We start from the raw sequence: 14,324 nt of genomic DNA, 5'->3' as shown, positions 1-14,324 counted from the left end.
TTGATACCCAGGTAGTTTTGGGCGAAACCCTCTACTATTCTATTCCAAATACCAATTATGCCTTTGACGGAAATCCCGGACAAGGCGGTGCCGGTCGCCGAGCCGGAAGCGGAGGTCAGTGTGGTGCTAAAGTTTGCCAAACTACTTTTGTCAATGGGAACTGTATGGCAACTTCCAGCAATAGGGGAGGGGCCGGTTTAGATGGTTTTGACGGGATTCCCGGAAACCCCGGAGCCCAAGGAAATGCTTCTTTCGTGAGTGGATTTTATATTCCCGGTGATGGAAGTGTGGGTAATCCCGGCCAAAGCAATGGCGGTGCCGGCGGCGGTGGCGGCGGTGGCGGCGGAAAAGGCTGTGAACCGGCTGCAGTACATCCTCTAACCGGCGATACTGTATTTTTTACCTCCGGAACCGGCGGCGGTGGCGGTGGCGGCGGCGAAGGCGGACAACGTGGCGAAGGCGGATTGGGCGGTACCGGCGGCGGTGCCTCTTTCTGTGTTTTCATTTACAACAACGGCCTCAATGGCATTATTCAGGATTGTGTGTATAACCCGGGTCAAGGTGGACAAGGTGGTGCCGGTGGCCCCGGCGGCCAAGGCGGTCAGGGTGGACAAGGCGGTTTAGGTGGAGTAATCGGAGACAATGGACCTAACCACAGTTGTAATAACGGTGAAGGTGGACAAGGTGGACAAGGTGGGCGAGGTGGACAAGGTGGGCAAGGTGGAAAAGGTTCTGATGGTATGAGTGCAGGATTGTATGAAATGCCCGGTGGAATGCCGGTTATGCGCCCTTACAGCTATAATCCATTTGCCCCTCAAATAAATGTGGAGTATTTTGGATGTACCAACTCTTCGGTAACTGCAACAACCAATGCCAGCGGTCAAATTGCCTGGTTATTCGGATACGGAGCAGTGCCTCAAACTATCAATGGAAATAACGTAACCGTAGAATATACCAATCCCTTGGGTTACCGCAATATTACTTTGGTGGTTGACGGGGTTCCTTATTTCTATGCCAATTTTATTAATCTCGAAACTAACTTTAACAAACCTGTTATTCAAGCTAGTCGCAAAACCATTTGTGTTGGGCAAAGTACCAACTTAAGTACTGCTGCGGCTGCTGATTCCTACAACTGGACCATTCCGGGAAGCTCCTTACCCAACTCCATCGCAGCTGCTCCGGGCGATGTAACTTACGATACCCCCGGACTTTATCCGGTTACCCTCGAAATTACTACCTGCTGCGGAATTTCCAGAGTAGTAGATACCATTCGGGTTTTATCTTCCGTGCAACCAATGTTGGGAAAAGATACCGCTATCTGTTACCTCGAACCATTGCCTTATTTTCATGCCAATGGTTATGCCGGAGCAAGTTATGAATGGACCTCCAACGGTGGCGCATTTGGCGCAGATACCAATATAGTAAGAGCCGGTGGGCCCGGTGAATATACCGTAACAATTGACTATGGTAATGGTTGCGTAGGTAGCGATACCATTCAGTTTGATGTGTTTACAACCTTACCTCTGGGATTGGAAGATACTACCATCTGCCTCAATGCTCCCTTTCCTTTGTTAGATGCCAATTACTTTGGCGGTAGTTACAGTTGGACTTTAGATGGGAACGCTATCGGCACCAATAGCCAAACCTTACAATCTACCATTCCGGGAAACTATGCCGTAACGGTTACTGCTCCATCCGGTTGTCAGGGTTCAGATAATATTCAGGTTGCCATCAGCGATCCAAGAGTGAATTTAGGCTTTGATGTTACCATTTGTTCCAATGAAGGAATGCCTGTATTAAATGCCCAAAACATTGGTTCTTCTTATGCCTGGACGTTAAATGGAAATCCAACAGGTGGTAATACACAAACCTTGCTTACTACTACTCAAGGCCAGTACGGAGTTACTATTACCGACCCATATGGTTGCCAAGCAAGCGATGCTATGATTTTGACCTTAACTCCCAGCATCACTACCGGTATCAATGGGCCAACAACTATCTCTGCCGGAGTGCCGGCTTCTTTCCAGGATGCCACAGTTCCCGGAGCCACCAGTTGGATCTGGAGCTTCGGCGATGGAACTCCCTTGGTAACAACCTCCACCGCACCCCATACCTTTACAGAAGGTGGAGAGTTCCCGGTTTTTTTGATTTCAAGTAATGGAATTTGCAGCGATACAGCTACTTCGGTGGTTAATGTGCTGTGGAATTGCACCGCTTTAGGCTTAACTGCCGCTATTGAATCAAGCACCGATACGGTTTATCTTTCCGATCTGGGAACCGTTGTTTTGATGGCAAGTGGTGTCAATGCCGAGTCATTCCAATGGAATTTGGGCGATGGTAATTTCTCCTACGAAGACACCTTAGTCTATGCTTATGCTTCTCCTGGTACTTATACCATTACCCTCACTTCTTATAATTACAATTGTTCCACTACTGTAAATCAAACCTTGGTGGTTGTTCAATCCCATGTGGGAGTTGAAAACCCACTTTGGAACGATACCCAAGTAATCATTTTCCCTAATCCATTTTCCAATTCCTTAACTGTTCAATTCTCTTCTTCCCCGGCCAAGGATGTCCAAGTAGTATTAACCAACACCTTGGGGCAAGAAGTGTATAGAACTGAATCCAAACCAAATACCTGCTTAAGTTTAAGCCTGCCGGAACTTCGTTCGGGCATTTATTACCTAAGTTTACATTCGGGTGAAAATTCAGCACGATATAAAATAATTAAGGAGTAGTTTTGTAGCACCATTATGTCAAAACAACTACCGGTTAGTGTGTACGCGGAAAGTACCCCTAACCCCAATTCCATGAAATTTGTGTTCAACTTGTATATCAATACCGTTGGACCTGTTGAATTTACTTCATTTAAAGAGGCTCAAGCTTCTCCATTGGCGATTCAGTTATTTGAATTTCCTTTTGTAACCGGTGTATTTATTGCTGCCAATTATATCACGGTAAGCAAAGGTGCTTTTGTAGATTGGGAAGAAGTAATGCTTGAACTACGTGATTTCTTGCGAAATTATGTGGCTTCCGGAGGCAAAGTCCTAAACGAAGACATAGATTACACCGAACAACAAAAACAAAAGCAAGCATTACAGCAAGAAATTGCTCAAAAAATTCCGGAAACAGAATTGGAGCAGCAAATTGTGGCTATTCTTGACGAATATGTAAGACCCGCTGTAGAAGGCGATGGAGGAAATATTGTATTTCAATCCTTCGAAAATGGTCGTGTAAATGTGGTTTTACAGGGCGCATGCAGTGGTTGCCCATCCTCAACCATTACGCTTAAAGCAGGAATTGAAACCTTGCTTAAACGCATGGTACCCCAAGTGGAAGAAGTGGTCGCCGTTGCAGGTTAAAACCTAAATAGGGTTTTTGGGTTAAATAGTTTATAGTCAATAGTTTATAAAGGTTTTGGTAAGAATTGTCCTCTTATGGGGATTGTCATAGGCTTAGTACGTATTTCCTTTGCCTCCATAATCAAATCACCTTCAACATGAACTATAGCAACACTCTTTTCTATTTAGCTTTATCAGGCACTATTTTAGTAAGTTCTTGCAAAAAAGACGAGACTACGGATAACAACACTTCTAATCTGCCCAGCGCCAATAGTCCGGCAACACCTCAACCATCTGATGCCGGTGGTGTATGCGCCGCAGTAAAAACTGTTACCTATCAAACTGTTCCAATTATTGGTCAGCAAGAAATTATTTTAGGACTTGGTGTTGCCGGGTTTTGGGAAGAACAAGGAACTTACATTGATGGAGGAACAGTTAAATGCAACAACACCGCTCTAAAAAAATTCGATAACAATGCCTATACCAATGAAATTAGTCAAACCAATATCACCGGTATTGATTTTGGCAATTCAGATGTTACCTGGGATGTAACCGGTGCTGCAAACGTTACTGCATTTAACAAAGTGGATAATACCAACTGGCCTGCTAGCCCACAAATTGATTTAAGTGGATCAACTGTTAGCCACAGCTCCGCATTCAGCTTTAACTTGGTTTCTCCAATTTACAGTGCCGATTCTGTACTATTTACTATTGCCGGCGGTTCTGGTAATGTTACTTTGCAAAAAACTGTTGCAGGTAGCGCATCCGGGTCTGTTCCATTTACTCAAGCTGAAATGAATACCATCGGTACAGGAAGTGGAATCATTCAGGTTGCTGCTTACAACTATACTTCCGAAACTTTCGGTGGACGTAAAGTGTATTTTGTTAAAGAAACCGTTAATACTAAAACTGTGACCTTCAACTAGTTTCCTTCGACCTAAGGATGCAGGCCTCTGACCGCAAGGTTAGGGGCTTTTTCTTTTTACCCAAAATCGGAAAAGCAATGAAGGTAACTGAATCAAATTGGAATTCAACAAAAGAATTGGTTTGAAGCCTTATCGAATAAGTAATTTATAGTGTTGATCCAAAAAGGATATTAGGTACAAACCCCGACTTAGGTAAGAAAGTTCAATTCTGTTTTCACCGGGATTTAAACTAAAGCTTAAATTTTCCCTTCCTGAACTATCCAGAATTCGCATTTCTGCTGCTCTGGTGGTTTTTACAGAAAGCTCTTCCCCTTGCTCCAAAGGATTAGGAAATAAAGTTAAGGAGCGCAAATCTGAAACAGGAATTCCGATGGTTTGATCCACTGCCAGGGTATCGCAAGTGGTAGAATTGCAATTACCATTAGCCGAAGTTGCAGTTAAACAATATACATAACTTCCAACAGCCGAATAGCTGTGCTGTTCCAAACTATTAATTCCTATAGTTCCATCACCAAAATCCCAGGTATAGCTGGTATTGGGATCCGGAAACTCAACTGAAAAATTTACAGTTTGTCCAACCTGAATAATAGTATCTGCCGAAACAAGGAACGAAGAACTTGGTAAACTTTCTTGTACTACTTGAACACAAACACTACCCCCGCAACCTTGGTTGTTATTTACTTGGGCGCAGTAAGTTCCGGGATTACTTACAGAAATGGATCCACCTGTTTGAATGGTTGACCATGCTATTGAAGAATAAGTAGACGAATCAGGAAGAAATAAACGAATAGGGGAACTTCCACAAATGGTAAAGTTTTCCGGATTGGAGATACTTGGACTTAAGCTATCTAAAACTGTTACACTAATGTTTTGGGAATTAGCCTGACAATTATTGGCATTTGTTACCAGAACCGAGTAGTTACCACTTTGTGCTACGGTAATTGCCTGTGTGGTGCTGCCATTGTTCCAGGCATAGGAGGCATTAGCCGGAGCGGATAAAATAATGGAATCTCCTTCACAAAAGGTGGTTGGCCCGGAAGGAGTAATGGTGGCATTGGGTTGGCTAATACTTACTGAAACAGGTGCTGATGTAGCAGAACAATTGTTGCTGCCGGTAAGCGTAACCGAATAATTGCCGGCCGAATTTACTGAAATGGTAGAGTTGGTTTGACCGTTGCTCCAGGCAGCTTGGTAATTGCCTGCATTCACCGATAAGTTGGCTGAATTTCCCGGACATAGCACTAAAGGTCCGGATGGGGTAATGGTGGCGGTAGAAGGAAAATCAACATTGCAGGTTTGTTGAACAGTGTATGCAGAAGAGCTATTGTAAATGGTCATTAAGTTAGTCCATTGGGCACAAACCCCTTTCAGCCAAAAATCTAGAAAGGGTATTAAAACCGCACGTGTTAATTGCAATTGAGTATTGCGTGATGGTCCTCCGGATGGAGGAAAAAGAGTTCCTTCACCAAACTGACACTGGGTTGAAATGTTGGAAAACTGGCAATGGTAACCTCCGGTAATGTTGAAATAGGTTTTGCATGCCGAAAGGGCGGCTGCATACATAGGATCCTGGTTGTCGGCAGGAGGTGCCACCACATCGTAACTTCCGGCAATAACCAGTAAAGGAGCACTAACAGTAGTTGAACACTGAGCGATGGCAGAAGGGTTAGTTTCGGCTGCAGCAAAATTAAAAATGGCCGTTTCATTGTTGGTATATTGTGCACTCAAAAAGCTACAACCGCCTCCCATGCTATGTCCGCCAATGGCACCTTTCCCATTAACCCGACCGTAGAATGGTGAATTTACATCCGTATTAAAAGCAAGTGTTTTATCCAGGATTATTGCTAAATCTTTTGCAAATTCGGTATGAGTTGGAAGTAAACCGCCCTCTGTTGTGGCCATGCAAACAATATAACCCCTGGCAGCCAAACTGTCATAAATGGGTGAATAAACATCGTAACTCATTTGAAATCCATGCCCAAATACAACCACCGGAAAGGAGCCAAAAGCAACGGCAACATTGTTTCCGGCACTTGCACCCGGATAATACAACTCGGTTTGAATTTGTCGGCCCGGGCCACCACCACTTCCTGTGCCCCCGGTTCGGGAAGGGTCGTTATATGTTATAGTGCGATGCCCGACAGGGAAATTCTGCCCTTGGGCAAATCCAAGTTGCAGAATAAAAAGCAGAACAAGGGGTAGTATACGATTTAATAGCATGGTAGATAAGATAACAGGATACAATTGTACTATTTTTTATTCTGTATAGGAAGGTGAAGTCAAAAATTGAAACAATTTCTTTGTATTTTCTGCCAGATCAAAAGAATAGCTTGTTTTATTTCAATAGTTTCTTATCATTGCCTTTCATAACCTGAATCCCCATCCATGAAAAAAATTCTACTATCAAGTATTTTCTTGGGATTTTTCTCTATTGTCGTTGCCCAAACCAGTCTAAATGGGAAAATAGACGACTTTAGTGAACTATCTACCTCCTATACTGTTCCGTTTTCCATGCCGGATGGGGTTAAACTAATGACCGACATTTACTTGCCGGTGACCAGGGATTGCTTAACTGTTCCGGTCGATTTCAACGGGATGTCATTTGATGTGATGTTGATTAAACGGGGAACCCAGCTTATTCGGTACGATTCTGTTAACCACCAACCCAACCCCAATCCATTTCAATTGCCGATGGTTTTTTCCAGAACACCATATAACAAAGGCGATGGTAGAAATGCAGAAGGCTCACTTGTGGCATTGTTAGGTTACGCCTATGCTGTTCAGGATATGAGAGGTCGCTATACCAGTGAAGGGGTATACCTGCCTTTGATGAGCGACAGTTGGAACAAAAACCCTTACCATACCTTCCAACACAATTTGGATGTAATGCCCCCCAGCAGCCCAAGCAATGGAAATAAACATGAAGACGGATACAACTCCATTAAATACATAACTGATTCACTCCGTTGGGATTTTGATTTAAATTACGATGGGGTTCCCGACTTTAATGATTTTTTGGTGAATGGACGTATAGGTATGTTTGGCGCATCGGCCTTGGGTTATAATCAATACCAGGCTGCAGCAGCACATCCTATTGATGATACTCGCCCCGGATTGAAATGTCTAACTCCAATTGTTGCACCAGGTGAATTCTATAAATCAACCGGATACCATAACGGTGTTTTTCGCGACCGTCTGGTTACTGGTTGGCTCAAAGGTCAAATCTTTACAGGTACAGATGATGACCGAATTCCGGAAGATGAGGCAGATGCCTCAACCAATGGTTATTTCCATGCTGTGCAAAACAATATTCATTCCTCTTTCGATTACAATCTGCCTAACAAATTTGTAGCAGCCAATAAAGCCATTGACCATTTTGTTGAAATTCAATACGAAGATGCAGCCGGACATAAAAGCTATGCCGGATATTACCCAAGTTCCATTGGTCGCTCCGATATGGATATTAGTCGGGCCATGGTTGACAACAATGGCGAAGGTGCTTTAAATGGCACCAAGTCTCGCTATTCCAATATGGAAGTGCCGGCATACCACCTCACCGGTTGGTGGGATATTTTCATTGATGGGCAAATTGAAACCTGGGCTTTTATGCGTAAAAACCTGGATAAATCGAAACAAAATTACAAATTGCAAAAGCTGGTTATTGGACCTTGGGCACACCAAACCATTGGACAACGTACCACAGGAGACATGACTTACCCCGAAAATATCATCGACCTGATTGGTATCAATTTCGATGAGTTTAACCTGGATAATATCCCTTTGGGTAAAGCTTTGCGATCTGAAATTATTGCCTGGTTCCGATACAACCTGAATTACCAGGATGGCGCCTACCTGGGAGAGCCCACTTGTGTTATCCCCAAAAATCTTACTCCGCAACCGGTAGTAGTGGGTGGACTTCCTCTAGGTACTATTACTGTTCCTGCCGAAGATATTAAATTAACTTTTAATGAATTACTTGGGGTGTTAAATGGAAGTCAGGGAATTGATAGCGTTAAAATCATTGTCAATGCTCCTATTCTGAATATTAATGATTCAGTAATTTATTACGACTATACACCAAGCGGAACACCACTGGTTCCTGCTTTGGGAACAGATAGTATTGTGTCTATCCCTTACCGAAATTTTTCCAACGATTACGATGTGCCCAATGTGCGTTTTTATGTGCCCGGACCAAATGGAGACGGAGTGGCTGAAAATGCCCATGTTGGAAATTACTGGTTTGCCTCCGATACCTTCCCTTTACAAGAGCCTTATGTTGAATTCAAAGATGTTTTTATGCATCCAAATGGTGAACTTGACCTACCGTCGGCTCCTCAAACTCCAACCAACATAGAGGATGAGTACAATATCTATGTTCATGACCCGGACGATCCATTGAGAACTTGTGGTGGCGGAAATATGATTGAACGCACGCCGGATGGAAACCGCGATAGTCAAGGGCAAATGGATTTTAATTCGGACGAGAACAGGGCAGCCTGCCTAAGTCGCCCCGGAATTATCGGTTATACCTCTGCTCCAATTCAAGATTCTCTTTGTGTAATTGGCTTTCCTAATGCCACTATTTACGCCAAGTCTAATCCGGGAGGTGCCGCTGAAGGCGATTCTACTGACACTGATTTCTTTGTTCGAATTTTAGATGTTTACCCCGATGGAAGGGAATTGTTTGTGGTAGAAGGTGCTGTTAACGCCCGTGCAAGGGATTATGCCAGAAACCTATTGGATCATCCTGAAATGGATTTGGAATTTCCTTATCCGAACGATAAAACTCCTTTTACCAATATCGAAACCGGTAAAATCTATGAGTACCGCTTCAAAATGTTTCCTATTGCCTACACCTGGGGTAAAGGTCACCGGATGAAAGTGTTAATTAGTAGTTCTAACTTTGATCGCTTTCAGGTAAACCCCAATATTCCAATTCAAGCCGGTGAGTTTTTCCGCCGCAAACCTGGCGATGGTCAAACCTATACGTTCAATGGAGTAGAGTATGCCCCAAGGGTTGCTGTTCAACGCCTGGCATTCTCTTCTGAACATCCAACTCATATCTCTTTACCGGTTTATAATCAGCAGTATGTGGGAATGGAAGAAAGCTATACCAACCATCAAACAGAATTAAATGCCTTGGTTTACCCCAATCCGACAAGCGGCGACTTCTCCATTTTTATGAACCATCGCTCCTCTTATTCAATCTCTATTTTCGATATCATGGGTAAATTGATATTTGAGAACAAAATGGAAGGTGAAAAGCTGGATCTTAGTTTAGCCAATGCAGGTTCAGGTTTGTACTTTATTTCTATTCAGGACTCCAAAACAGGTGAGAAATGGGTAGAAAAAATGGAAATCAAAAACTAAACCTTACCACTCATCAAGGCAAGTACGAGTTTAGCCGGAAGAAAATACCAAGCAAAGTGGTAGTAGGAATTCGGCATTTATCGCTGTAATTTCCATTCTAGTTTTAGGACTATGTTGGAAATTACCGTGATTTAATCCACATTCTGCACTAGAAATAGTGATGAGGCTTTCAAATAGAATAAAGAAAGTGGTTCAAGGTTAGTTTTTGGGTGAAGAAATAGTGATCTGCTTTGAAGTCAAAGATTGTTCTGAAATACTTGAATTTGAAGTAGTTGGAAGCCGTAATTGAATTTTACTGAAGACTTTTGGTTTAAGCAGAGGTTTGGGAAGGTGACCTCTTGCAGTTGCCTTATAGATACCAAGCCAGGTTGGGATAGCGATTAAAGGTTGAGGTTGCAGCTCGGGCAACGATAGAGGCAAGTAGCCCACAGGACCCCTACGGCTTTAGCCTAGGGGGACGAGGACTACAGCCGATAGCGTGACCCGAACGCCCATGCAGTTTACATTAGGTTTAGCAAAAGAGTTGTTAGGCGGAGGGGGCCCGCATACTAAATATTAAAAAATTTAATCGGTTCGAAAGGATTTAGTTTTCAGGCAGAACTTAATTAAACCAAGTAAGCGTTGTGAAAACCGATTTGTAAAGAAAATTACTTCTGCAATTGATTTGCCACACCCTGGTGATGGTGCTGAACATGGTACAGGGTAAAATACAACATTTCACGCATGGTCATTTTACCTAGCAAAGGATGAGGAATAACGAGGTTATCCAATTCGGTTTCGTTCATTTTTGAAACTCCGGAGCAAAGGGAATCAACTACTTTTTTGTATTTCGAAAGCAACTCTGACTGACGCGAAAAAGGGATAACTGGCGGAGTAAAGGCTTTCCCGGCTTTTCCTCCCGATTCCAAGGCTTTGTGGTATTTCTCCACTACCTGTTCATAGGTTCTGGATGGTCGATTCGCCTTCCCAAACAATAATTTAGGAACAAACCGAGGTAGTTTGAAGACCAACAACAAGGCATCGACTGACTTAATGATGTGATCGAACTGTTGGGCTGCAGACCATTTTTCACCAACCTGAAACTCAAACTCCTGTTGTTTTAAATTGGAGACTAAACTATGAAAGTCCAAGTGTTTTTCTGATAATTGTTTAAGGAGTTCCTGCTGTTTCATGAAACCAAATTAAAGAAATTTTATGCTATACAATCCAACTTGAAAATTATTTCAAAATACCCAGACGATATCCAATTTTAGGTTGGTGGTAATAACCGGCGAACAAGGCCCCAATACTGTTCGCAATGAAATCATTCCATTCGCAACTACGATCAGAAAAAACAGTGGCCTGCATAATCTCCATTAATCCCCCGTAAAGTATGGAAAACAAAACAGAAAATGCCAGAACTTGAATTGAACTTAGCCTAATATTGGTTTGGTTTTTTAAGGCATTTATCCAAAGGACTGCTAATATCCAAAAAATGCTTGCATGTATTAGTTTGTCCAAACTTATCAGGTCAAACCAATGACTCGAAGGTAAAGCCTTTCCGGGGAAGCTGCAAAGTACTAAAACAAAAAAAGTCCATCCGATTCCCCATTTGCTGTGGAACCAGAAGGACTTTTTGGATGAAGTTGGTTTAGAAGAATTAGTGTCCAATTAAGGCTTTGTATTCACCGGCAGAAAGTAAATCGTTTCCGTTGATTCCACCTTTCACATCAATACGAATCATCCATCCATCTCCGTAAGGATCTGAATTAACCAATTCAGGTTTGGCATCCAACAAAGGATTAACTTCCAAAACTTGAGCTGAAACAGGCATAAATAAATCAGAAACAGTTTTTACTGCTTCTACGGTTCCAAACACAGCACCGGCCTCAACCTGGTCGCCTACGGTATTAATATCAACGTAAACAATGTCGCCCAATTCACTTTGTGCGAAGTCGGTAATTCCAACATAAGCAAAATCACCTTCCAAACGCACCCATTCATGGTCTTTGGTATACTTTAATTCTTCCGGGAAATTCATTTGATAATTATTTGGGTGCAAACCTATAAAATATTGGGATTTCGGATGTTTATTTTTGATGAAAATTCATGATAATACCTAAAATAACAAGCTCCCCCCCATTTTTTCTCCCAATCCAATACTTTTTTATGTCTTTTTTTTGCCTTAACGATATAAAAAATTGGAGATTATAATTGATTCCAATACATTTGCCCTTAATTAACTCAACAATCCTAACTAAATGAAAAAAATTTACACTTTGGTTTTAGCCTTAGTAGCCGGTGGTTCCACCTTTGCTCAAGATGGCGTTAAACCCTTGATGAACAACATGGGTAATACTACTTACCTAAGCAATCCTATTATTGGTCAACCTAAATCCATCGCTTCTGGTGAAGATACTTTAGGTTTGTCTGATTTTGTAGATGCTTTTAATGCCAATGAAGTTGGCTTGAACGGCGTAATCGGAGGCGGATATGTTTTTGGTTCTTCCCACACTGAAGGTGTTGTACAAGGACAAAATTTTTACCAGGATAACGTGGGTGTTTGTCGCATTTACCCTGCATTCAATGCACCATACTATATCAATGGTGTAATGATGATTGTTCCTTTTAAATATTCAGCTAACGGTGCTACTTCCACTTCTAAATTGGTAATTAGTGCCTATAGTCTTGCTGATAACAAAGCTCTTTACTCTTCTTCTTCTACAGCAGCTGATACTACAGGTCCAAATACCTTGCTTGGCAGTGTAGATATCCCTTACCTTGAAATTGATACCACTATCCCACAAATCGTAAGTTTCGATACGGATCCTTATGTAGAAAACGATTTCGCTATCGTTGCTGATTTCCAAACTTTCGCTACCAACGGTGATTCTATCGCTTTCCCAGCCGATCAAACTTCAAACGGTTTAGGTAACAACCTTATCAAAATCCAACAAGGTTTGGTAGGTGGCAACCCACTTCTTACCGCTTGGGTTTATGGTGGTGCTATCTTCCAATCTTACACTGAAAAAGACCTTGCTCTTTTCCCAATCGTTTCTGACGCTCCAACAGCCATTGCAAAACCAGGTTTCTTGGATGGTTTGAGAATGACTCAAACTTACCCTAACCCTGCTGTTGACAAAGCTACTATCAGCATCGAACTTCAAAATGCTGCCAAAAACGTTAGCTTAACCGTAATGGATATGAGCGGAAAAACACTTTCAACTCAAGCTATGGAAAACCTTGCTGCAGGTTCTCACAACTTCGAATTGAATGTTTCTAACCTAGTTTCAGGAAACTACCTTTACATGCTACGTGCTGATGGCCATGTAATGGTTAAAAAAATGAGCATCGTAAAATAATCGATTCTTCTTCCAATTAAAGCCCACAGAGCCTTAGCTTTGTGGGCTTTTTTATTGCCATGGAATTTAAAACTATTGAAGTAGGGTCAGTTCCTACTGCCGCATTACATGCTTATTTATTAGCCTCTGTTGCTCCTCGTCCCATTGCTTTTGCCAGTACCATCGACCGGGATGGAAACCCTAATTTAAGTCCTTTCAGCTTCTTTAATGTTTTCGGTTCCAACCCACCTATTGCCATTTTTTCACCGGCCCGTCGGGTTCGTGATAATAGCATCAAGCATAGTCTGGAAAATGTGCTGGAAGTGCCCGAGGTGGTAATTAATGTTGTTGATTATGCCATGGTTCATCAAACCTCGTTAAGCAGTTGTGAATATCCCAAAGGTGTAAATGAGTTTATTAAGGCAGGTTTTACCCCAATTCCTTCCGAAAACATTCGTCCATTCAGGGTGAAAGAAAGTCCGGTGCAATTGGAATGTAAGGTGAAGGATATTATCTATACCGGTACAGAAGGTGGTGCAGGCAATCTGATAGTATGCGAAGTTGTTAAAATTCATGTGGCTAGCCGTGTGTTAAATTCAGAGGGGAAAATAGATCAGCATAAAATCGATTTAGTTGGAAGGCTTGGCTCAGATTGGTATGTTAGAGCCTCCGGGAATGCCCTTTTCGAAGTAGAAAAACCCAATACTAAGCTAGGAATAGGCATGGATATGTTACCAAAAACGCTTCGTGAAAGTAGAATTTTAACCGGCAATCAGCTTGCTCAGTTGGCCAATATTAGTGAATTGCCTGCAGGGATTAATAGCCATGAATCTACACCGAATGAGGAGTTAGATGCTATTCATTCCCAAGTCGCACAGCATTTAAGCCAAGGCAATATCGATCAAGCCTGGAAATGTTTGCAAGGGAATGATTGGTTGAGTTAAGATTTGGCGGGCCCCTTTCGCCCTCCCAAAGAAAAGAAACTCCCGCTTTCCTGCATGGGCTTCAGGTCACGCTATCGGCTGTAATCCTCGGCCCACTTGGCTAGCGCCGCGTAGGCCTGTGGGTTACTTGCCTCTATCGTTGCCCGATGGGACCCCCGTCATTTATCCGTTGGGCAAGCAGTAAAAAGATAGACCAAAGGAAACCCACTAAAAATTAACCCAAATTCTGCATTATACCAATTTTAATTTATAAATAGTCCGAAGGCTTTTATAAATTTATACCGAGAGGAAAAATAATATGATTCCAGTTCGCTTAGGCCTCCTGGAATCATTTATTTTTATCCTCGGCATTTTCAAAATTGGTAAGTACCGAGGATACAAAATGTTAGTCCGATTTTTTCAAGAAAATTTAAGTATAAAATT

Annotated in this window: 10 protein-coding genes; 6 read left to right on the top strand and 4 right to left on the bottom strand. The window is 42.4% G+C overall.

Annotated features, from left to right (window positions below; all coding sequences use genetic code 11):
• The 3 genes from K1X82_12260 to K1X82_12250 all read left to right on the top strand — a co-directional run.
• Positions 1 to 2,738 (top strand): T9SS type A sorting domain-containing protein (locus tag K1X82_12260; GenBank protein MBX7182878.1); only part of this gene is annotated, 2,738 nt, incomplete at its 5' end.
• A 15-nt stretch (positions 2,739 to 2,753) separates the two neighbouring features.
• Positions 2,754 to 3,362, top strand: coding sequence for a NifU family protein (locus K1X82_12255; protein ID MBX7182877.1), 609 nt, complete (start codon positions 2,754 to 2,756; stop codon positions 3,360 to 3,362).
• A gap of 137 nt (positions 3,363 to 3,499) precedes the next feature.
• On the top strand, positions 3,500 to 4,267 hold the full coding sequence (locus K1X82_12250; GenBank protein MBX7182876.1) for a hypothetical protein: 768 nt from the start codon (positions 3,500 to 3,502) through the stop codon (positions 4,265 to 4,267).
• Positions 4,268 to 4,396: 129 nt separating this feature from the next.
• Here K1X82_12250 and K1X82_12245 read toward each other — a convergent pair whose 3' ends face one another.
• On the bottom strand, positions 4,397 to 6,487 hold the full coding sequence (locus tag K1X82_12245; GenBank protein ID MBX7182875.1) for a PKD domain-containing protein: 2,091 nt from the start codon (positions 6,485 to 6,487) through the stop codon (positions 4,397 to 4,399).
• A 165-nt stretch (positions 6,488 to 6,652) separates the two neighbouring features.
• On the opposite strand from K1X82_12245, the gene K1X82_12240 reads away from it, so the two are divergent.
• Positions 6,653 to 9,637 (top strand): CocE/NonD family hydrolase, encoded by a 2,985-nt coding sequence (locus tag K1X82_12240; protein MBX7182874.1) that lies wholly within the window; start codon positions 6,653 to 6,655, stop codon positions 9,635 to 9,637.
• Positions 9,638 to 10,284: 647 nt separating this feature from the next.
• Here K1X82_12240 and K1X82_12235 read toward each other — a convergent pair.
• The 3 genes from K1X82_12235 to gcvH all read right to left on the bottom strand — a co-directional run bounded on the left by K1X82_12235 (position 10,285) and on the right by gcvH (position 11,657).
• Positions 10,285 to 10,809 carry a DinB family protein gene (locus K1X82_12235; protein ID MBX7182873.1) on the bottom strand — a complete coding sequence of 175 codons (525 nt, stop codon included), beginning with the start codon at positions 10,807 to 10,809 and terminating at the stop codon, positions 10,285 to 10,287.
• A 46-nt stretch (positions 10,810 to 10,855) separates the two neighbouring features.
• Positions 10,856 to 11,137: a VanZ family protein gene (locus K1X82_12230; GenBank protein ID MBX7182872.1), complete on the bottom strand. Its 282-nt coding sequence runs from the start codon at positions 11,135 to 11,137 to the stop codon at positions 10,856 to 10,858.
• A 139-nt stretch (positions 11,138 to 11,276) separates the two neighbouring features.
• On the bottom strand, positions 11,277 to 11,657 hold the full coding sequence (gcvH, locus tag K1X82_12225) for a glycine cleavage system protein GcvH (protein ID MBX7182871.1): 381 nt from the start codon (positions 11,655 to 11,657) through the stop codon (positions 11,277 to 11,279).
• A gap of 220 nt (positions 11,658 to 11,877) precedes the next feature.
• On the opposite strand from gcvH, the gene K1X82_12220 reads away from it, so the two are divergent.
• Positions 11,878 to 12,978 carry a T9SS type A sorting domain-containing protein gene (locus tag K1X82_12220; protein ID MBX7182870.1) on the top strand — a complete coding sequence of 367 codons (1,101 nt, stop codon included), beginning with the start codon at positions 11,878 to 11,880 and terminating at the stop codon, positions 12,976 to 12,978.
• Between the two features lie 59 nt (positions 12,979 to 13,037).
• Complete coding sequence (locus K1X82_12215; GenBank protein MBX7182869.1) at positions 13,038 to 13,901, top strand: flavin reductase family protein; 864 nt, start codon at positions 13,038 to 13,040, stop codon at positions 13,899 to 13,901.
• Positions 13,902 to 14,324: the final 423 nt, after the last annotated feature.

It is taken from the genome of Bacteroidia bacterium (assembly GCA_019695265.1).
In the GTDB taxonomy this organism is placed as follows: Bacteria; Bacteroidota; Bacteroidia; order JAIBAJ01; family JAIBAJ01; genus JAIBAJ01.
This window is presented reverse-complemented; position numbering and strand designations above follow the sequence as displayed.

Coding starts and splice junctions, on each gene's coding strand:
- K1X82_12255 (MBX7182877.1), top strand. CDS start 2,754: ATGTCAAAACAACTACCGGTTAGTGTGTACGCGGAAAGTACCCCTAAC.
- K1X82_12250 (MBX7182876.1), top strand. CDS start 3,500: ATGAACTATAGCAACACTCTTTTCTATTTAGCTTTATCAGGCACTATT.
- K1X82_12245 (MBX7182875.1), bottom strand. CDS start 6,487: ATGCTATTAAATCGTATACTACCCCTTGTTCTGCTTTTTATTCTGCAA.
- K1X82_12240 (MBX7182874.1), top strand. CDS start 6,653: ATGAAAAAAATTCTACTATCAAGTATTTTCTTGGGATTTTTCTCTATT.
- K1X82_12235 (MBX7182873.1), bottom strand. CDS start 10,809: ATGAAACAGCAGGAACTCCTTAAACAATTATCAGAAAAACACTTGGAC.
- gcvH (MBX7182871.1), bottom strand. CDS start 11,657: ATGAATTTCCCGGAAGAATTAAAGTATACCAAAGACCATGAATGGGTG.
- K1X82_12220 (MBX7182870.1), top strand. CDS start 11,878: ATGAAAAAAATTTACACTTTGGTTTTAGCCTTAGTAGCCGGTGGTTCC.
- K1X82_12215 (MBX7182869.1), top strand. CDS start 13,038: ATGGAATTTAAAACTATTGAAGTAGGGTCAGTTCCTACTGCCGCATTA.